Origin of the sequence: Peribacillus sp. NPDC097198, from assembly GCF_044762055.1 — a bacterium.
Classification (GTDB): Bacteria; Bacillota; Bacilli; order Bacillales; family DSM-1321; genus Peribacillus.
The window spans coordinates 104,245-121,173 of record NZ_JBIWDO010000004.1 but is presented as its reverse complement, the minus strand read 5'-3'; the positions used below and the strand labels follow the sequence as shown (position 1 = coordinate 121,173).

The window sequence follows — 16,929 nt, the reverse complement described above, 5'->3', positions numbered from 1 at the left end:
GCGATTTGATGAAAATTCATGTGTTCGAAAATGGCATTGTTTTCTCCGGAAAGAGTTGGGAGATTGTTCAAAAACTCAAAAGTCTACAAAGTGACTATGTTTATGTCAATGACTGGATTGCAGATATCCATCGACAAGAACCTCACCCCTTAAAAAGGATCAAGTGAAATCTTTGAGTGAAAATGATTCCTCCTTTACAATGAAGATATAAAGGAGAGGATAACATGAAAAAACGCAGATTAGGAAATTCGGATTTGCTTGTATCCGAAATTGGACTTGGATGCATGTCTTTGGGAACCGATCAAAAAAAGGCAGCCGAAATTGTGAAGGCTGCTTTACATGAAGGCATCAATTACTTCGACACCGCTGACTTATATGATTTTGGAGTGAACGAGGAAATTGTGGGAGAAAGCCTAAAGCCAGTTCGCGATCAAGTGTACATAGCAACGAAAGTCGGAAACCGCTGGACGGAAAATAAAGAAGGCTGGAGCTGGGATCCATCTGGTGACTATATCAAGACGGCCGTAAAAGATAGTCTAAAGAGACTAGGCACCGACTATATTGACCTCTATCAGCTGCATGGCGGTACGATTGAAGATAATTTGGAGGAAACGATTGAAGCCTTTGAGGACTTAAAAAAAGAAGGTTTGATTCGGTACTATGGAATATCATCGATTCGGCCCAATGTAATAAAGGCATTTGTCGAGAATTCAGATATTGATTCCGTGATGATGCAGTACAGCCTTCTGGACCGCCGTCCGGAAGAGTGGATGCCACTTTTGGAAAATAAGCAGGTCAGCATCATTGCTCGGGGGCCTCTCGCCAAAGGGCTGCTAAGTGAAAAAATGCTTAACAAGGCTAGTGAGGACGGCTACCTCGATTATAGCTATCAAGCACTCAAGGACTTACTTCCACAATTAAAAGAGAAGATTTCCGGCAAGAAGCTGAATGCTGTGGCTCTGCAATATGTATTATCGAACCAATGCGTTGCATCTGCCGTAGCCGGGGCGAGCACGGTGCAACAGCTTCGCGAAAACTGTCAGGCTGCCAACAGCCCTTCTCTTTCAAAAGATGAACTTGATCTGTTGAAGCAACTCACCAAAGCAAGCAAATATGCAAACCACCGGGAATAAATCTAACCTGAACACCCTTTAAAGACTAGCAATCATTTCTCTGCAAAGCTATCCTTTCCGTACACCTACGGTTGGATAGCTTTTTTTTATTCCGGGAGTCATACCCTACACTTTTAAATAACTCAGCTGCAAAAGTGTAGGGTGAGTTCTTTCTAAGATCTTTTCTGTTGCTATTTCTTAATTGATATTATACAATTCAATTGTGCACAATCTAAATGAAAAGATTGGGGAGATAAACAATGACAAAAACACTATTTACGACGTCTGTAACGGTTGATGGAGGAAGAGAAGGAACGGCCATTTCAGCTGATGGAAACTTTACGGTTGATATTGCAATGCCCGGAACGCCAAGGGCTAAACAGATGCCTGAAGCTTCTAATCCTGAACAGCTTTTTGCAGCAGGATATGCGGCTTGTTTTGATAGTGCTTTACAATCGGTTGGAAAGATTGAAGGTGCTACATTTACTTCAAACGTCACAGCCAATGTCAGTTTATTGATGGGTGATATGCATCAATACAGCTTGGCTGTAACATTAGTCGTAAAGGGATCAGGAATCGATAAAAATTCATTTGAAACTTTCGTTCATAAAGCTCACCAAATGTGCCCTTATTCAAAAGCAATCAACGGCAATGTGGATGTTGCCATTGAAATTGAAGTAGAATAAAGCAATTTCACAAAAAAACGCTTGGGTTTGAAGTGAACCCAGGCGTTTTTCTATTCCTTCAAAGTGCTTGCAAGGTTTTTAATAGTTGAAGCAGCGACGCTTTCAAATCCTCAACCACTTGCTTATCTTCACCGGACATATCCGAAATGCGTTCAGGAATGAAACAGGCTTCTTCCCTTAAATCAAGTCCCTTTCGAGTCAGCTGAATCATGACAGACCTTTCATCTTTAGTGGACCGTTCACGAACAATGAGCCCATTCTGCTCCATCCGTTTCAACATGGGAGTGAGCGTTCCTGAATCAAGTGCAAGTAACTCCCCTAATTTCTTCACTGTAAGCGTGTCTTGCTCCCATAGTAAAAGCAGAACGAGATATTGAGGATACGTTACGTTAAGTTTGGTAAGTAGTGGTTTATACTTCTTGGTCATTTCCCTTGAATTTGCATATAGAAGGAAGCATAGTTGATTTTCCAGTACAGATTCTATTCTTTTTTCCATTTCATCACCAACTAATAGTAGTCCATTCGATAAGCGGGTACCTATCAAACTTACTTTTAATATAATCGTTATGCTTTATAAAATAAAGCGATTCGGCCATCCAAACAGAATTACGAAGGAATTTAATTTGTTCCATGTCATTTTCTTCATACAAAAACATCCCCGTTATAAGTACATGGGTACCAACGAAGATGCTTTCCATTTATAGTTTTTTTGGTCGGGTCATAATAAACATCCCGATTTCATTAAAATCATTTATAGTTTTTCCAGTTAAGATCACTTTCACCCAACAGCTCTTCGAATGATTTATTTTTCTCACGCTGTTTTCTTTCTTGACGTTTCTTTTCTTCTTCTGCTGCTCTCTTCTCTTGTTCCGCATCGTTTAATTCTTTTTGTTTTTGGCGAAGCTGCGACATGATATCTTGATTGAGCATATCACCAAGTTTCAATGATGACGATGCTTCTTTTTCTTGCTTTTTACTTTGATTTTGATTGCGCGGCTGTTTCTTTTTCATCCTTAAAACCCCCTGACATTATACATTATTATACCATGACTCCGGTTTTACCCGTGACGATTTCTTAACAGTATTTTCTTATTTTTCAACATGGTAAAATAAACTAAAAACAAGGAGGTTCACCATGAAAAAATGGGGTCTCGCAATTGCCGGCATCTTGACGTATATGGTCGGCATCGGTATTTATTTTTCTAATCGGCTCATGTACATGAAGAAGAAGGAAGATAATTCCATCAAAGATCGTGAAGTCTTGGCTAAACGGTTCATTCAAGAGGATTTTGATACCCTGCCTAAAAGCGAAATCTGGGTACCTTCTCCATCTGGGTATTCCTTGAAATGCATGTTTATTGAACCTCATCCTACGAATAAGTGGATCATTATTGCTCACGGCGTGACAGAAAATAAAACGAACTCGATCAAGTACATGAACATTTTCCTTAAGCGTGGATTCAATGCGGTCATCTATGATCACCGTCGTCATGGAGACTCCGGTGGGAAAACAAGCAGCTATGGACATTATGAAAAATTCGACTTGAAAGCCGTGATTGACGAGTTAAAAAGACGTAAAGGTTCAGATCTTTTCTTCGGCATTCATGGTGAATCCATGGGGGCTGTGACCCTTCTTCTATATGCGGGCATGCTTGAAGATGGAGCAGATTTTTATATTGCCGATTGTCCATTTTCCAATTTTGAAAAGCAAATTCAACATCAAATCGGTATGGAAATCCCTTTTCCAACCTGGAGCATCTTTCCACTTGGGCGCATGTTCATCAAACTTCGTGATGGATATTGGACGAACGAAGTATCACCGATAGATTTCATTAGTAATATCGAAAAACCAGTGCTGTTCATTCATAGTGAACCTGATACTTTCATTCCCGCTTCCATGACACTTGAATTATATGAAGCAAAAAAAGGACCAAAACAACTTTACCTCGCAAAAAACGGGGCTCACGCACAATCATATAATGCTAATCCCAAGGAATATGAGGAACGGATCGACCAATTTCTCGAACAGCTTGTATTGAAATAGACAAAGGGAGAATCCCACGACTATCGGGATTCTCCCTTTGCTTTTTTTAGAGTTTATTAAAGTAACTCATCCTTGGATTCAAGATTTGATTCGGGCTTTTTAGCTGAAAGCAGTTTGCTTCGACCACAAAGTCTATTGTCATGATATCATCGAGAAAAATCATTTTAGATTTTTCGACATAAAGGGGAACTCCATTGGTCTCCACTTTTTGATTATCCTCCTCAAGCTCGTCAACGAGCCAAAGAGCTGTCACGCCACTTACTACGCAACCACAGCCATCTGTATCATATTTCAACTGTAAATGTCCTTCTTTTCCCTGTATTTTATCGGAAAGTTTTTCGGCTGCTCTATCTGTCCATTCAATGTACATCTCATTTCCCCCTATTCGTTCCATTCCCCCATTATAAACGATAAAAGGACCCCTGTCCTTTTCCCGCACTCTTGTGCATCCATGGGGATAATCCCACCATTCTTATTCCATCAATCTTACATCCGCTATATGGGAAAGTTGAATATAATGTGGTTGCTGAAAATGGTCAATAATATGAAGTCTTTGCAAGCATTCATCATAATAATGAATGCTTCCGATTAAAAGCTGGTATCGGGTTCTGTCATAATAGGCAATCATGACCTCTCTACCTTCTTCCATCGCTTCCCCCATCACAGCATTCATTTCTTCAAACTGCTGTTCATCGAGAATGCGTCTTGCTTCATGGCTATCCTCCGCCACCCAATCCCGCAACATCTTCACATGTTCCGGTAGCATCATGGATGTCCATTTGATACGCCCCCGATCATGAATCATTCTTTTTCCTCCTCTGACGACTTTGTCAAGCCTTATGCCCGCCAAGCAATCCGCTTCTATAAACGGCCGTCCCGGCTTTCGTATACGAAACCGCGCGCAACAGTGATTTTGAACCATATTTATGTCGAATGCGGTCAACGGTATAACTCAATTCCCGCTTTTTCCACCGTGAAGCATCAAATAAAGTCAGCTGCATCTCATTATCATCCACAATATTCGAGAGTGTGACCGAAACGCTACGAACCGTTTTTTGCTTATGATAGTTTTCATGAAAAAGTTCAAGACAGACTTTATACAATTCCATTGTGATATTTGTCGGTTCCTCAATCGAACGGGAGCGATGAAACCCACCGCCAAACTCATCCTTACTATAACCAATGCTCAGACTGATCGTCCGTCCAGCCTTCCTATGGGTACGAGCCCTTCTTCCGACTTCCTCACAAATTTCTACCATAACCTGCTTGATCTCGTGTTCTTCCTTGTAATCACGGAGTAAAATCTGACTTTTACCAAAGCTGACCTGCCCCTCGATGATCGGCGCCCCGAGATCTGACAAATCGATTCCCCAGGCATGATGATAAAGCTGATTGCCCATAATCCCGAACTTCGCTTCAAGCAATTGAAGGTCATAATTGGCAAGTTGCCCGACAGTGAATATTCCCATGCCATGAAGGGTCTTTTCCACCCTCCTTCCTATCCCCCACATTTCACGAAGCGGAGAAATCGGCCAAAGCTTAGCTGGTACGTCTTCATATGTCCACTCAGCTATTCCTGTATGTTTGGCCTCGAGATCAAGAGAAAGCTTCGCCATCAGCATGTTCGGCCCAATCCCGATTGCACTTGGAATCTGTAATTCCCTTTCAATGTCATCTTTTATTTTCCTGGCAATATTCCAGGCATCCCCCCATAAAGAAGCCGCTCCATCAACTTTCAAAAAACTTTCGTCCACACTGTATACATGAATCGCTTCTTTTGGAACATAGCGGTGAAACAAGCGCGTAATCTCCGTCGAAACTCTCAAATAAGTGGCCATTTTGGGTTCAACGACTAGAATGCGTCGATCTTTCGGTATCTCAAACTTCCGGGAACCGGTTTTTATACCGAATTCCTTCTTTAGCTTTGGAGAAGCCGCAAGCACAATGCTCCCCTCCCTATTCTTATCACCCACCACTGCCAAATAACATTCGAGCGGGTCCAATCCATGCATGACCGCTGAGCAGCTAGCATAAAAACTTTTCATATCAATACACATAATTGATTGTTTCGGCATCATGCTATAATCCATTTTTTCTTCACCCTATACAGAATATATGTTCGTGTTTATATTATATCCCTCATTCTAAACGAATAAACGTTCGCATTCAATGGAAGTTTCATGACAAATTTCCACCTATTTATGGGAACTTTTTAAATACCCATAAATACCCTTTAATTTAAAAGTAATCCATTATATCCAACTAGTTTTTATAAATATAATTAGTTGGTATCTTGCCTAAAAGGGGAACCGAGTCTTTTAACCCTTTTACTATTTAAGAAAAACGATTTCGCTGATTTTCACTAAGTATTACTACTTATTTTTTGTAATGAAAATGTAATCAAAAACTGGTTTGATTGTCACAATGGTATTGTAGGATAATATTGTTAAAGAAAAATAGAGAGATAGAGAGAGGAAATGAGATACATGAAGAAATGGATTGCCTCAGCTGCTGTTGCTTCTGCATTAATGCTGACGCCACTTCAGGCGTTTGCAAATATTGGAGATCAAACCCTCAGACCCGGAATGACACATAGTGATGTCAAACAACTACAGACCCTATTAAAAACTAAAGGTTATTTCACATATACTGGTTCATCGACTACTTACTACGGAACCTATTCAACAACTGCCGTAAAAAACTTTCAAAAAGCTAAAGGATTGACTGCCGATGGGATTGCAGGAAGAAATACCTTCAATGCGCTAGGTGTTTATAATGTCAATAATACAAGCATGATTAATTATGCAAAAACATTGACAGGCTCACCATACAAATGGGCTGGCACGACACCAGCAGGATTTGACTGTTCGGGGTTCATCTATTATGTATTCCAAAAATCACAAGGAATTACCCTACCACGGACAACATCCCAGCTTTACGCGAATACCGGATTGAAAGTATCATCGCCATCAAAAGGCGATCTTGTATTCTTTGATACTTCTTCTGGAAAGACGGGTGTTTCCCATGCTGGAATCTACATTGGAAACAATCAGTTCATTCATGCTTCATCTTCTAAAGGAATTACCATCACCGATATGAATAACTCCTATTGGGCGCCAAAATACCTGGGTGCAAAAACTTTATAAAAAAACATAAGACTAAAACGAAGCAGGGCAGAATCTATTTGATTCTGCCCTGTTATTATTTTAGATATAAGATTTCTTCAGTAGAATCGTCTACGGTCACAGTAAATGATGCATCCAAGTTGGAGCGATTCATCATTTCAATATTGTATACATGCTCGGAAGGGAAATGAATGATTTCAAGAACCATGAAACGCTGACTAGGAGCTTTAGTCACATGCTCCAGTGCAGCAGTTACGGCCTTTTGCTCTTCTAGACTCTCTTCATCCTTTAAAATCCGTATCAATTCTGCATCCGCTTTCGAAGGAAATGATTCTTCGACCTCTCCACCGTACCATGGTTTAACTTTCATCCCGATTGCCAAGTCTGAATAACTGAGCTTTGCCCCATGTTCATCTTGTATATACGTATGATTTTTCACCTTGTAATACGTCCGTTTTATCAGAATCCGCTTATCATCTAAATCTGTAATGAATCCTTCTTCTCCCTTGCCAATGGACTTATGGGGTTGCTCTTCAGAGAAGGATTGACAGCTTCCCAGAATGAAAAAAAGGAATAAAAAGATAAAAGACTTTCCCATAACGAGCTTCATACAAAATCCCTCCTATAAAACAGACGAATTCACCAATGAAATGGTTACATAAGATGGAAAGATAATCCAAATAAATTCAAAAAAAGGGAATGTCAGATGACACTCCCTTAATTTCTTATTAAAATAGTAATCTTCACTTATATTTAGAAGTATCTATTTTTTAAAAAATGCTTTTTTCCCAACGGTCTCAGTGATTCTTGGAAACAAGGTATAAAACTTACTCACCATATTCATCCAGGCGGGCAGATTGACTTCCCGTTTATTAGTTAGCATGGCAGCAACGATTTTGGCTGCTACATCCTCAGGCTTAAGCATGAATTTCTTAATGCCCTTCATATATGTCCCGGATTCATCCGCTATAGTAAAAAAGTTGGTTTCGATTGGCCCAGGATTGACGGTGGTCACATGAATGTTGTCTTCCATCAATTCAAGCCGGAGAGCATTCGAATAACCAAGCACCGCGAATTTAGTGGCTGAATAAAGTGTGGACTTAGGTGTTGCAATTTTCCCTGCCTGTGACGCAATATTAATGATGTGCCCCGCTTGTTTGCGCTTCATATGTGGAAGCACAAACTTCGTACAGGCCATCAAGCCGATTACATTGACAGCAAACATCCCTTTACTCTCTTCTAAATCCGTATCAAGGACTTCTTTAAACGTGCCGTGCCCGGCATTATTGACCAACACATCCACGGTGCCGACCTGGTCGTGGATGTCAACGAAGACCCTTTCCACTTGTTCTGTATCGGAAACATCCAACTTCCATACAAAAACATCGACCCCGTATTGGCTGGTCAGGCTCTCCTTCAGAGTCTGCAATTTATCCAGGCTCCTTGCCAAAAGAACGAGTCTTGCCCCAAGTCGGGCAGATTGAATCGCAATTTCCTTTCCAATTCCTCCCGAAGCCCCGGTAATGACAATGACTTTCCCGCTTAATTTACTCAATAGATTATCCCCTTAGAAACTGTCGTCGCACTTGAATATAAAATGACACCCGATTGCATTTCCAATTCGATTTCACCCAAATCCTCCAGATAATCCAACTGACCGACCGTTTCCGAGAGTGTCAAGTCGACTTCCTGACGATAAACTTTTGGGAAGAGGCGCTGACACACTTCAAATCCCGTTAAAGGTTTTTCTTGGAGCATGCTTTTCACCTGCATGGCCCGATTATGCTGTCGCTCAAATCTATATCGAATCAAATCGGACACTTTCTCTCCATCAATTTCTCCCCCATGTCCTGAATAAACCTTAGAAATCGGAAAGTCTAATAGTTTTTGAAGGGAGGCATTGTATTGAAGCAATGGCCGTTGACGAACGCCACCCACAATCAAGGGTGGCTCCATTAATGGATTAGGCGAAATTCTTGCAAGTAAGTGGTCTCCTGCAATCATTAAGCCGTCACTCTCCCGATAAAAGGAAACATGGCTTTGCGCATGACCAGGAGTCTCGATTACTCGCCATCCTGGAAGGCCCGGAAGTTCGTCACCCTCAGCCAAATGTGCTTGCATGTTCCTTTTACTAAGGAATTGGATTTCTTCTTTGTCATGGGTCAATCTATGTTTCAATTCTTCAGCCACGCCCAATTTCCCTGCAAAGTCTAGAAAGAAAGAATTATGGGTGTCAAGGAACTCATCGCTTAGAGTCAGCCACCGCTGATTGTTTTTATGACCATACACCGGGACTTTCTTATCGAAGAAATCGAGTGCACCAGCATGGTCTGGATGATGATGCGTCAAGATTATTTGTTCAATATCAGATAGTTGCAGCCCTAATTCCCCAAGTCCAGCATTCAGTGCCTCTTTTGATTGTACGGTTTTAACCCCCGTATCAATTAAAGTTAAGGCATCTCCTTTAACTATGTAAACATTTACATCGCCCACTGCAAACGGCGTCGGCAGAGAAAGCTTTGCGATATCCCCATTCCAATTCACCATGTCTATTTCCACCTTAATATTATATTTAAATAAGCTTATATATCCGTAAAATTTGGTATTTCCTTATTTTATTAGAAAACTGTGTATGTAATCACTATTTTACATATAATCCTGAACATTGTCATTATTTTCACATAATTAACGACTATATTTTAAGGCTCAGCATATATTACTATTGACAGAGTACTCATGCATCCTTCATAATCACAAGTAATTAAAGACGGCACGGCTATGATTGAGGCCAAGTAAATAATGGATGGCGTAAAGAGAGTGAAGTTCTTAAATGTGCTGAAAAGCTTCACCGTCCTCTCTATTATTGAACCTACCTTATGAGCCTTCAGTAAAACTGACGTTCATCCCACGTTAGCGGATTCAAGTGCAACTTCCTTTTTATTTTGTAGGAGTTGAACAAAGGTGGTACCACGGAAGCCAGACCTTTCGTCCTTTATTGGATGAGGGGTCTTTTTTATTTTATTTGGGAAAACTGACCGTTACTAGTATGCATTAAAGGAGTGAGTGAAATGAAAAAAATAGCTTTTATCGGGGCTGGATCAATGGCCGAAGCAATCATTTCCGGTTTGGTCACTCAGCAAGTAATAAACCCGGCTGACATTTTTGTGACCAACAAGAAAAATGATGAACGATTCACTTATCTAACAGAACAATATGGGGTTACCCCAACACGGTCTCTTCCGCAACTACTAGAGAATGCGAACATAGTAGTACTTGCAGTAAAGCCAAAAGATATTTTAACCACGATGCAATCCATAAAGGAATACATCCAGGAAGATATGCTGTTCATTTCCGTTGTGGCAGGGGTCCATACGGCAAGTCTTGAAGGGATTGCAGCCAAACCGGTCGCCATCGTAAGAGCTATGCCTAATACATCGGCAGCCGTTGGAAAGTCAGCCACTGCCCTATCGGCCAATGCACATACAAATGAATCGCAATTGCAGACGGCCATCACACTTTTCGAAACGGTGGGCTCGGTTGCCATTGTCGAAGAAACACAGCTTGATGCCGTAACGGGCTTATCCGGAAGTGGTCCCGCTTATATTTATTATTTGGTCGAGGCTCTGGAAAGATCCGCGGAATCCATTGGCCTTGATGCCGTAACAGCAAAGCAATTAATCCTTCAGACTTTAACCGGTGCAGCTGAGATGCTGCAGAAATCGCCAAAAACACCAGCGGTACTGCGAAAAGAAGTCACTTCACCGGGAGGGACAACGGAAGCTGGCCTGAAAGCACTTCAAGCCCATCATGTACAAGAAGCATTTATCTCCTGTGTTCAAGAAGCCACCGAACAATCCAAGCGGATGGGAAATCAAATCAGTAAAGAGCTGGCTAAATATGTAGTTCCCCAATAACAACAAGTAAACAGGCTGTTGATTCCCAACTGGGAGTTAACAGCCTATTGTGTCTAAATGGCCATGACTAAGATAATGAAGAGAAGCTGTCATCCATCCTTCAAGATTAACCCATATTTCAAATCGAATATTTCTAAAATCCCCTTCCCGCTTATCCAGCTTACTTGGCAAATACGTTTTTCCCTCCGAAATGATTGAATTACGTCGGGAAGAACACCCACTGGAAATACGACGGTACCGGTAAATAAAATCGACATGGCAGCAAAAACAGGTAGGAAATCCACTATCTTTGGCGAATCAGTACTTGTTTTGTCAACGGCAAAGGAATCGCTTCTTTTATCTAGAATTCTACAACCAAAAGGAGGGGAATCTAGATGAATACAAGTGCAGTTGCCAAGTTATTGAACGTTTCTCATAGTACCATTCAACGCTGGGTTACCCAATTGAACATGGAAGTAGAACGGAATCAGCTAGGTCATTACCAGTTTTCGGAGGAAGATATTGACTTATTGAGGAAAATCCAAGACCAGCTGAACGAGGGAGTGGTCTTACAAAAGGTGAGCATTTCAGAAAAGAAGACCAGAAAGGCCACTGTTAAACAACCTATTGAGTCGGAAAAAGGACAAGATCACCTAAACGAAAGAGTCTCCAGGCTAGAAAAAAGTCTGAAAACAAAAGCGGATGACGTTGTTTCCTATCAACTATTACAGCATAGAAGTGAAATGGAAGACATGCATAAGCTCGTCACTAAACTTGAAGCCCGTATTGAAGCATTAGAAGCGGCCACCATTCCACCAGCAGATTTTTATCTCGCTACCGAAGAAGCTGCCGCCGCTAAAAAAACAAAGAAAAAGTCCTTCATGAGAAACTTTTTTGGAACCAAAAAAGATGACAATTCTCCTTGGAGCACAGCTGATAGCGATTAAGCAGGAGGACCTTGCATTCTCTCCGAACGTCCACTGTCCTCTGCAGTCAACCCGTTCTCTTGGCCTTCCGTAAGGCGAGACTCAGTCACTCGATAGTAAACCCTTCCGATTCCGCCGAAAAAAGAGGCCTCGGTCCAAGGTCATTCACCTTGAGCGCTAGGTCTCTTTCACTTTATATCAACACCGCACGGTCATTTAGCATTTTTTCACCCTTGATACGCTGGAATTCATTCAAGAGCTTATCAACAGTCAGTGCCTGTTTTCTCGGGCCTCTTGCCTCGAAAATGATTTGGCCTTTATCCATCATGATTAAAGAATCACCAAGATCGATGGCCTGCTGCATATTGTGAGTCACCATCAATGTAGTTAACCGGTTCTTTTCAACAATTTCCTTCGTCAGGCTTGTAACAAGCTCTGCCCTGGATGGATCGAGAGCAGCTGTATGTTCATCGAGAAGCAGGATTTTCGGATCGGTGAAGGTCGCCATCAATAACGATAATGCCTGACGCTCCCCTCCCGATAATAACCCCACTTTTGCATTCATCCGATTTTCCAATCCTAAATGGAGTGTACTCAGGCTATCGTTAAAAAGCTCTTTCCGTCTTTTCGTTACCCCAAAGCCAAGACCCCTTCGATTCGTCCTGCCATACGCGATGGCCATATTTTCTTCAATGGTCATGTGCGGGGCCGTTCCGAGCATGGGGTCCTGGAAAACCCGCCCAATCATTTTCGCCCGCTTATGTTCTTCAATCGATGATACATTTTGGCCATCAATGATGACATCACCAGCATCGGGAAGGGTCTTACCGGAAATCATATTCATCAACGTGGACTTCCCAGCACCATTACTGCCAATGACCGTTACAAATTCACCCTTTGACAGCTGTAAATCCAGATTGCCAAGGGCAAGCTTTTCATCCGGAGTCCCTTCATTGAAGACCTTATAGATCTGATTTAGCTGCAGCAAATTCCTCTTCCCCCTTTGTAGGCTCGATACGGTGCAGTTGCAATTCTTTGAGTCTTTTTTTCTTACGACCTTTTTCTTTTTGTTTTTCGGAAATTTGCGGGATGACTAAGGCACCGATTACAATAAGCGCAGTGATTAATTTCACATCACCCGTATCAAGGAATTTTACACGTAGCGCCAATGTAACGACGATACGATATATGATGGCTCCCCCAATGACAGCTAGCGTGGCGCGTACAATCGTTTTTGCGCCAAATAACGCTTCCCCGATGATGACGGAGGCCAGACCGATTACGATGATCCCGATTCCCATCCCAATATCGCTAAAACCATTGTACTGGGCAACTAAAGCACCAGAGAAAGCAACTAGGGCATTCCCGATGGCAAGGCCTAATATCTTCATATTCCCTGTATGAGCCGAAAAACTCTTGACCATCGCTTCATTGTCACCAGTTGCCCGAAGCGCAAGGCCTACATCCGTTTTTAAAAAGGCGGACATCCCCAGTTGAATCATTACTACTACAATAAACATGACAATGAGAATGCCCCATGTTTTTGGCAAACTTTCACCAAGGCCAATGATTGAAAAAATCCCATTAAACATTTGATCCAAACCAGTATGAGACCATGCTTCTGAGATGTTCGTGATAATCGTCGTTTGAGAAAGCAAGGGAATGTTCGAAGCCCCCATGATCCTTAAGTTAATGGAAAAGAGCGCAATCATCATTAAAATACCGGCAAGAAGCGGATTTATCTTCCCTTTTGTATGCAGCAGCCCTGTCATCGTCCCTGCCACAAATCCGGCAAGCATGGCGCAAAACGTGGCCATAATCGGCGAGAAACCATTGACGATCATAATAGCGGCGACAGAAGCTCCTGTCACGAAGCTACCTTCGACCGTCATGTCCGGGAAATCGAGAATTCTGAATGTCAAATAGACTCCAAGTGCCATGATCGCATAGATCATTCCAGATTCAAAAGAGTTAAATATGGCTGTTGGCATTTTTATCTTCCTTCCCTGGAATAACGCAAAAGCTTATTTAACAAACTCAGCATTTGCTTTCCATTCTTCTTTTATTTCAACACCCATTTCCTTTGCAGCTGTTTCATTAATCACCAATTTTAATTTTTGAGGATATTGAACCGCGATATCACCCGGTTTTTTATCATCTTTTAATATTTCTACCGCTTTCTGGCCTGCTTCGTAGCCAATATCATAGTAACTGAAGCCATATGCTGCGAAACCGCCTGCATTCACGGAATCAAGTTCCCCGACAAATAAGGGGATATCCTGGTCATTCGCTACCGAAATCACTGATTCTAACGCTGAAACTACTGTATTATCCGTAATGATATAGAAAGCATCCGCTTTTCCAATCAACGATTCCGTTGCCTGCTTAACTTCGGCTGAAGTCGAGACGGATGCTTCCACGACTTTCAAGCCCGCTTTTTTTGCCTCCGCTTTCACATTTTTAATTTGAACGACTGAATTTTGTTCGCCCGTATTGTAAACCGTCCCTATTGTTTTCGCTCCAAGCTCTTCTGCCAGGAACTTCATGGAATTTTTGATGGCATCCGGATGAGAATCGGTCGTACCTGTCACATTTCCACCTGGTTTCTCCATGGACGTAACAAGTTCCGCAGCTACTGGATCAGTTACAGAAGTGAAGACGATTGGAATATCTTTAGTCGCATTCAATGAACTTAAAGCGCTTGGCGTCGAGTTAGCAAAAATCAAATCCACTTTATCCCCGACAAAGTTATTCGCTATCGTCTGGCTGTTGTTTTGATCGCCCTGAGCAATTTGGAGATCATATTTTGCTTTAATGTCACTATCCTTCAAAGCAGCCTGAAACCCTTCATATGCTTGATCCAAAGAATCGTGCTGAACGATTTGTGTCACTCCGACTTTGAAAGCATCCTTATCACTTTCGTTTTTTGCCGAGTCTTTCTCGTTTTCATTTCCACACCCTGCAAGTAAAATTCCAGTAATCAAGGTCAAGGCTGCCGTTGAATATAATCTCTTTTTCATAATGTTCCTCCGCTTTTCTCTTTTTTTAAAATTCTGTCTCTCTAACGAAGTCAACTTTTCCGCTTTTATGTACTAAATTATAATCGTTTACTGCCACTATTCCAATGTATTTTTTTAAATTTTTAGAATTTTACGATTACTCTTATGAAGTAATAAAAAAGCTACTGTATAAAGTTGTATAAACTTTATACAGTAGCTTGCTCTTCTTAATTATCGACGACCTGGTTTACGATAGTGGTAACCGTTGACCGATTGATTTTTTCTTTTCCTTCTTTTAACGCCTTCAAAGTAGCTTTAGCCAATTCCAAAGGAATTTTACAGAAATGGACAATATCCTTTGTCTCGATGTCTTCAATGTACCTATCCGCCAATTCAAGATTATATTCTGTATGGCTCAGCATCTCTTTGAAGCCCCATCCATTCGGATAAAAATTCACGCCGCGTTCTGCATCTTCTTCACGGTTCCGTAGGATGTTGACCGTTTGAAGGCCCTGTCCAAATGCAATGGCAAGATTGCGATCCGTATCTGTTCCATCATACCATTTCCAAATATCAGAGAGCATCACCCCAACTAAACCAGCGACATAATAGGTATACTCATCAAGCTCTTCCTTATCATGTATTTGCCAATTCTTCGAAACCCACTTCGCCATGCCTTCAGCCATTTCCTTGGTAGACTCAAGGACCTTACCAAGCACACCTGGAGGACAATAATCCATCCAATCTCCAAGTTGCAAGGTCACTTCCGGAAGCACATCCTTATATGGTTCAAAAACAGCCTGGATGTCCTCTTTACGATAATCGGTTTTCAATAGGCTGCTAACAGCCTGCAATAGGGCGATTTTATCTTCGGCACCTAGATTCGGGTGGTCTTCAATTTCATCAATGGCCCGCATGCAAAGATATGCCGAACCAATGGCTTCCTGTAATCCTGATGGCAAGTAACTAATAGGGATAAAAAAAGTACGACTTGTTTTCAAAAGAAAATCCATCGCCTTGTTATGTAAATTATTTTGTTCAGTCATTTTTTCACCCTCCTTATATCCAATAAGCAATTGAACTATTATACCAAATAATCGTAATGATTTCCCTATTCTTGTACATATAAAGGGATTTTAATCGACAATAAATCTTCTGCCATGGTTGTATTCGAAAGGATTGCACTGCTTTCCTCTTTTAACCGTTCTGCATCCTCAAGAGTATAGCGTGAGGAGATATGTGTTAAAACAAGGTGCTTAACCCCCGCTTTTTTGGCAGTTTCAGCCGCTTGTATAGTAGTTGAATGGAAATAGGCCGTTGCCAATTCCGTTTCTTCCGCAGAAAAGGTTGCTTCATGGATGAGATAATCAGCTGAGTCGGCAAGGACGAGGGCATTGTCGCAAACCCTAGTATCACCAAGTATCGTAATAATTCTGCCCTTCTGTGGTGCACTAAGATAGTCTTTCCCATTAATGGTCCGGCCATCTTCAAGACGGACCGATTCCCCATTTTTCAATGCTTTATAAAGGGGACCCGGTGGCACTCCTTGTTTACGCAACTGGTCAACCAGTAAACTCCCCTGCCGATCTTTTTCCACGATTCGGTAACCGACACTATAAATGCCATGATCAAGTTCCAGGGCCGTCACGGTAAACTGGTCATCTTCGAATATGACGCCTTCCTCAATTTCAATGATTTCCAATGGATATTTCAAATGAGTGGCACTCACTTGTAAACTCGTCGTGATATAAGCATCAATGCCTTTTGGGCCGTACACCGTCAATTTTTCGACTCCACCCTGAAAAGACCTGCTGCTTAAAAGACCAGGAAGACCAAAGATGTGGTCACCATGCAAATGCGTTATGAAAATCTTTTCAATTTTACGTGGTTTAACCGCCGTTTTTAAAATTTGATGCTGTGTCGCTTCCCCGCAATCAAAAAGCCATACTTTTCCCCGTTCTTCTAATAATTGAAGGGCGATTGCCGTCACATTACGCGCCTTTGCCGGAACACCAGCACCCGTTCCTAAAAAAACAAAATCCACATTCCTACCTCCGTTGCAAAAACTTTATACCTTACTATAGCATAACAGAGGCCCTGATTCATTTTTCAACTTTTAAAATTCGGTCTCTTTGAAGATTTTA

At 41.6% G+C, this 16,929-nt stretch carries 20 protein-coding genes; 7 read left to right on the top strand and 13 right to left on the bottom strand.

Translation table 11 applies throughout. The features are described 5' to 3' along the window. Nucleotides 1-8: 8 nt before the first annotated feature. The 3 genes from mciZ to ACIQXQ_RS08325 all read left to right on the top strand — a co-directional run bounded on the left by mciZ (nt 9) and on the right by ACIQXQ_RS08325 (nt 1,798). Nucleotides 9-167, top strand: coding sequence for a Z-ring formation inhibitor MciZ (gene mciZ / locus ACIQXQ_RS08335; protein ID WP_402869307.1), 159 nt, complete (start codon nt 9-11; stop codon nt 165-167). Between the two features lie 57 nt (nt 168-224). Further along, nucleotides 225-1,133 carry an aldo/keto reductase gene (locus tag ACIQXQ_RS08330; protein WP_402956619.1) on the top strand — a complete coding sequence of 303 codons (909 nt, stop codon included), beginning with the start codon at nt 225-227 and terminating at the stop codon, nt 1,131-1,133. 239 nt (nt 1,134-1,372) lie between these two features. After that, nucleotides 1,373-1,798, top strand: a complete 426-nt coding sequence (locus ACIQXQ_RS08325) for an Ohr family peroxiredoxin (protein ID WP_402869311.1) — start codon at nt 1,373-1,375, stop codon at nt 1,796-1,798. Between the two features lie 58 nt (nt 1,799-1,856). Here the strand turns inward: ACIQXQ_RS08325 and ACIQXQ_RS08320 are convergent, their stop codons facing one another. Both ACIQXQ_RS08320 and ACIQXQ_RS08315 read right to left on the bottom strand, forming a co-directional pair. Further along, nucleotides 1,857-2,294, bottom strand: coding sequence for a MarR family winged helix-turn-helix transcriptional regulator (locus tag ACIQXQ_RS08320; RefSeq protein WP_402869313.1), 438 nt, complete (start codon nt 2,292-2,294; stop codon nt 1,857-1,859). A gap of 251 nt (nt 2,295-2,545) precedes the next feature. Then, entirely contained in the window at nt 2,546-2,809 is a 264-nt protein-coding gene (locus tag ACIQXQ_RS08315; protein ID WP_402869318.1) for a YqkE family protein, read from the bottom strand. A 124-nt stretch (nt 2,810-2,933) separates the two neighbouring features. On the opposite strand from ACIQXQ_RS08315, the gene ACIQXQ_RS08310 reads away from it, so the two are divergent. Further along, nucleotides 2,934-3,842: an alpha/beta hydrolase gene (locus ACIQXQ_RS08310; RefSeq protein ID WP_402869321.1), complete on the top strand. Its 909-nt coding sequence runs from the start codon at nt 2,934-2,936 to the stop codon at nt 3,840-3,842. A gap of 46 nt (nt 3,843-3,888) precedes the next feature. On the opposite strand, the gene ACIQXQ_RS08305 is transcribed toward ACIQXQ_RS08310, so the two are convergent. The 3 genes from ACIQXQ_RS08305 to ACIQXQ_RS08295 form a co-directional block, all read right to left on the bottom strand. Continuing rightward, nucleotides 3,889-4,212 (bottom strand): iron-sulfur cluster biosynthesis family protein, encoded by a 324-nt coding sequence (locus ACIQXQ_RS08305; protein ID WP_402956617.1) that lies wholly within the window; start codon nt 4,210-4,212, stop codon nt 3,889-3,891. A gap of 102 nt (nt 4,213-4,314) precedes the next feature. Next, the gene (locus ACIQXQ_RS08300; RefSeq protein WP_402956615.1) at nt 4,315-4,647 is read right to left on the bottom strand and encodes a YolD-like family protein; all 333 of its coding nucleotides are present in this window, start codon (nt 4,645-4,647) and stop codon (nt 4,315-4,317) included. Nucleotides 4,648-4,672: 25 nt separating this feature from the next. Further along, nucleotides 4,673-5,932, bottom strand: coding sequence for a Y-family DNA polymerase (locus ACIQXQ_RS08295; protein WP_402869326.1), 1,260 nt, complete (start codon nt 5,930-5,932; stop codon nt 4,673-4,675). Nucleotides 5,933-6,328: 396 nt separating this feature from the next. Here ACIQXQ_RS08295 and ACIQXQ_RS08290 point away from each other — a divergent pair, with 396 nt between their 5' ends. Further along, entirely contained in the window at nt 6,329-6,988 is a 660-nt protein-coding gene (locus ACIQXQ_RS08290) for an NlpC/P60 family protein (protein ID WP_402956613.1), read from the top strand. Between the two features lie 55 nt (nt 6,989-7,043). Here the strand turns inward: ACIQXQ_RS08290 and ACIQXQ_RS08285 are convergent, their stop codons facing one another. From ACIQXQ_RS08285 to ACIQXQ_RS08275, 3 genes are all read right to left on the bottom strand, one after another. Then, nucleotides 7,044-7,577, bottom strand: a complete 534-nt coding sequence (locus tag ACIQXQ_RS08285) for a DUF3221 domain-containing protein (protein ID WP_402956611.1) — start codon at nt 7,575-7,577, stop codon at nt 7,044-7,046. A 153-nt stretch (nt 7,578-7,730) separates the two neighbouring features. Further along, nucleotides 7,731-8,522, bottom strand: coding sequence for an SDR family NAD(P)-dependent oxidoreductase (locus ACIQXQ_RS08280; protein WP_402869331.1), 792 nt, complete (start codon nt 8,520-8,522; stop codon nt 7,731-7,733). Continuing rightward, nucleotides 8,519-9,514: an MBL fold metallo-hydrolase gene (locus ACIQXQ_RS08275; protein WP_402869333.1), complete on the bottom strand. Its 996-nt coding sequence runs from the start codon at nt 9,512-9,514 to the stop codon at nt 8,519-8,521. The genes ACIQXQ_RS08280 and ACIQXQ_RS08275 overlap by 4 nt, the downstream gene beginning before the upstream one ends. 521 nt (nt 9,515-10,035) lie before the next feature. Between ACIQXQ_RS08275 and proC the strand changes: the two genes are divergently transcribed. Next, nucleotides 10,036-10,881, top strand: coding sequence for a pyrroline-5-carboxylate reductase (proC, locus tag ACIQXQ_RS08270; protein WP_402956608.1), 846 nt, complete (start codon nt 10,036-10,038; stop codon nt 10,879-10,881). Nucleotides 10,882-11,255: 374 nt separating this feature from the next. Further along, nucleotides 11,256-11,807, top strand: coding sequence for a MerR family transcriptional regulator (locus ACIQXQ_RS08265; RefSeq protein ID WP_402956605.1), 552 nt, complete (start codon nt 11,256-11,258; stop codon nt 11,805-11,807). Between the two features lie 172 nt (nt 11,808-11,979). Here the strand turns inward: ACIQXQ_RS08265 and ACIQXQ_RS08260 are convergent, their stop codons facing one another. The 5 genes from ACIQXQ_RS08260 to rnz form a co-directional block, all read right to left on the bottom strand. After that, nucleotides 11,980-12,774, bottom strand: a complete 795-nt coding sequence (locus tag ACIQXQ_RS08260; RefSeq protein WP_402869338.1) for an ABC transporter ATP-binding protein — start codon at nt 12,772-12,774, stop codon at nt 11,980-11,982. After that, the gene (locus tag ACIQXQ_RS08255; RefSeq protein WP_402956603.1) at nt 12,749-13,777 is read right to left on the bottom strand and encodes an ABC transporter permease; all 1,029 of its coding nucleotides are present in this window, start codon (nt 13,775-13,777) and stop codon (nt 12,749-12,751) included. Before ACIQXQ_RS08255 ends, ACIQXQ_RS08260 begins: the two co-directional genes overlap by 26 nt. 33 nt (nt 13,778-13,810) lie before the next feature. Continuing rightward, entirely contained in the window at nt 13,811-14,806 is a 996-nt protein-coding gene (locus ACIQXQ_RS08250; protein WP_402869342.1) for an ABC transporter substrate-binding protein, read from the bottom strand. 206 nt (nt 14,807-15,012) lie between these two features. Then, a complete protein-coding gene (locus ACIQXQ_RS08245; protein ID WP_402956601.1) occupies nt 15,013-15,831 on the bottom strand; it encodes a squalene/phytoene synthase family protein in 819 nt (272 codons plus the stop codon). A gap of 65 nt (nt 15,832-15,896) precedes the next feature. Continuing rightward, nucleotides 15,897-16,829 carry a ribonuclease Z gene (gene rnz / locus ACIQXQ_RS08240; protein WP_402869346.1) on the bottom strand — a complete coding sequence of 311 codons (933 nt, stop codon included), beginning with the start codon at nt 16,827-16,829 and terminating at the stop codon, nt 15,897-15,899. Nucleotides 16,830-16,929: the final 100 nt, after the last annotated feature.

Excerpts from the sequence above, each read along its gene's own strand:
- ACIQXQ_RS08330 (WP_402956619.1), top strand. The coding sequence starts at position 225 with ATGAAAAAACGCAGATTAGGAAATTCGGATTTGCTTGTATCCGAAATT.
- ACIQXQ_RS08295 (WP_402869326.1), bottom strand. The coding sequence starts at position 5,932 with ATGGATTATAGCATGATGCCGAAACAATCAATTATGTGTATTGATATG.
- ACIQXQ_RS08255 (WP_402956603.1), bottom strand. The coding sequence starts at position 13,777 with ATGCCAACAGCCATATTTAACTCTTTTGAATCTGGAATGATCTATGCG.
- ACIQXQ_RS08290 (WP_402956613.1), top strand. The coding sequence starts at position 6,329 with ATGAAGAAATGGATTGCCTCAGCTGCTGTTGCTTCTGCATTAATGCTG.
- ACIQXQ_RS08325 (WP_402869311.1), top strand. The coding sequence starts at position 1,373 with ATGACAAAAACACTATTTACGACGTCTGTAACGGTTGATGGAGGAAGA.
- ACIQXQ_RS08315 (WP_402869318.1), bottom strand. The coding sequence starts at position 2,809 with ATGAAAAAGAAACAGCCGCGCAATCAAAATCAAAGTAAAAAGCAAGAA.
- ACIQXQ_RS08310 (WP_402869321.1), top strand. The coding sequence starts at position 2,934 with ATGAAAAAATGGGGTCTCGCAATTGCCGGCATCTTGACGTATATGGTC.
- ACIQXQ_RS08300 (WP_402956615.1), bottom strand. The coding sequence starts at position 4,647 with ATGATTCATGATCGGGGGCGTATCAAATGGACATCCATGATGCTACCG.
- ACIQXQ_RS08320 (WP_402869313.1), bottom strand. The coding sequence starts at position 2,294 with ATGGAAAAAAGAATAGAATCTGTACTGGAAAATCAACTATGCTTCCTT.
- ACIQXQ_RS08305 (WP_402956617.1), bottom strand. The coding sequence starts at position 4,212 with ATGTACATTGAATGGACAGATAGAGCAGCCGAAAAACTTTCCGATAAA.
- proC (WP_402956608.1), top strand. The coding sequence starts at position 10,036 with ATGAAAAAAATAGCTTTTATCGGGGCTGGATCAATGGCCGAAGCAATC.
- ACIQXQ_RS08275 (WP_402869333.1), bottom strand. The coding sequence starts at position 9,514 with ATGGTGAATTGGAATGGGGATATCGCAAAGCTTTCTCTGCCGACGCCG.
- ACIQXQ_RS08245 (WP_402956601.1), bottom strand. The coding sequence starts at position 15,831 with ATGACTGAACAAAATAATTTACATAACAAGGCGATGGATTTTCTTTTG.
- mciZ (WP_402869307.1), top strand. The coding sequence starts at position 9 with ATGAAAATTCATGTGTTCGAAAATGGCATTGTTTTCTCCGGAAAGAGT.
- ACIQXQ_RS08250 (WP_402869342.1), bottom strand. The coding sequence starts at position 14,806 with ATGAAAAAGAGATTATATTCAACGGCAGCCTTGACCTTGATTACTGGA.
- ACIQXQ_RS08265 (WP_402956605.1), top strand. The coding sequence starts at position 11,256 with ATGAATACAAGTGCAGTTGCCAAGTTATTGAACGTTTCTCATAGTACC.
- ACIQXQ_RS08285 (WP_402956611.1), bottom strand. The coding sequence starts at position 7,577 with ATGAAGCTCGTTATGGGAAAGTCTTTTATCTTTTTATTCCTTTTTTTC.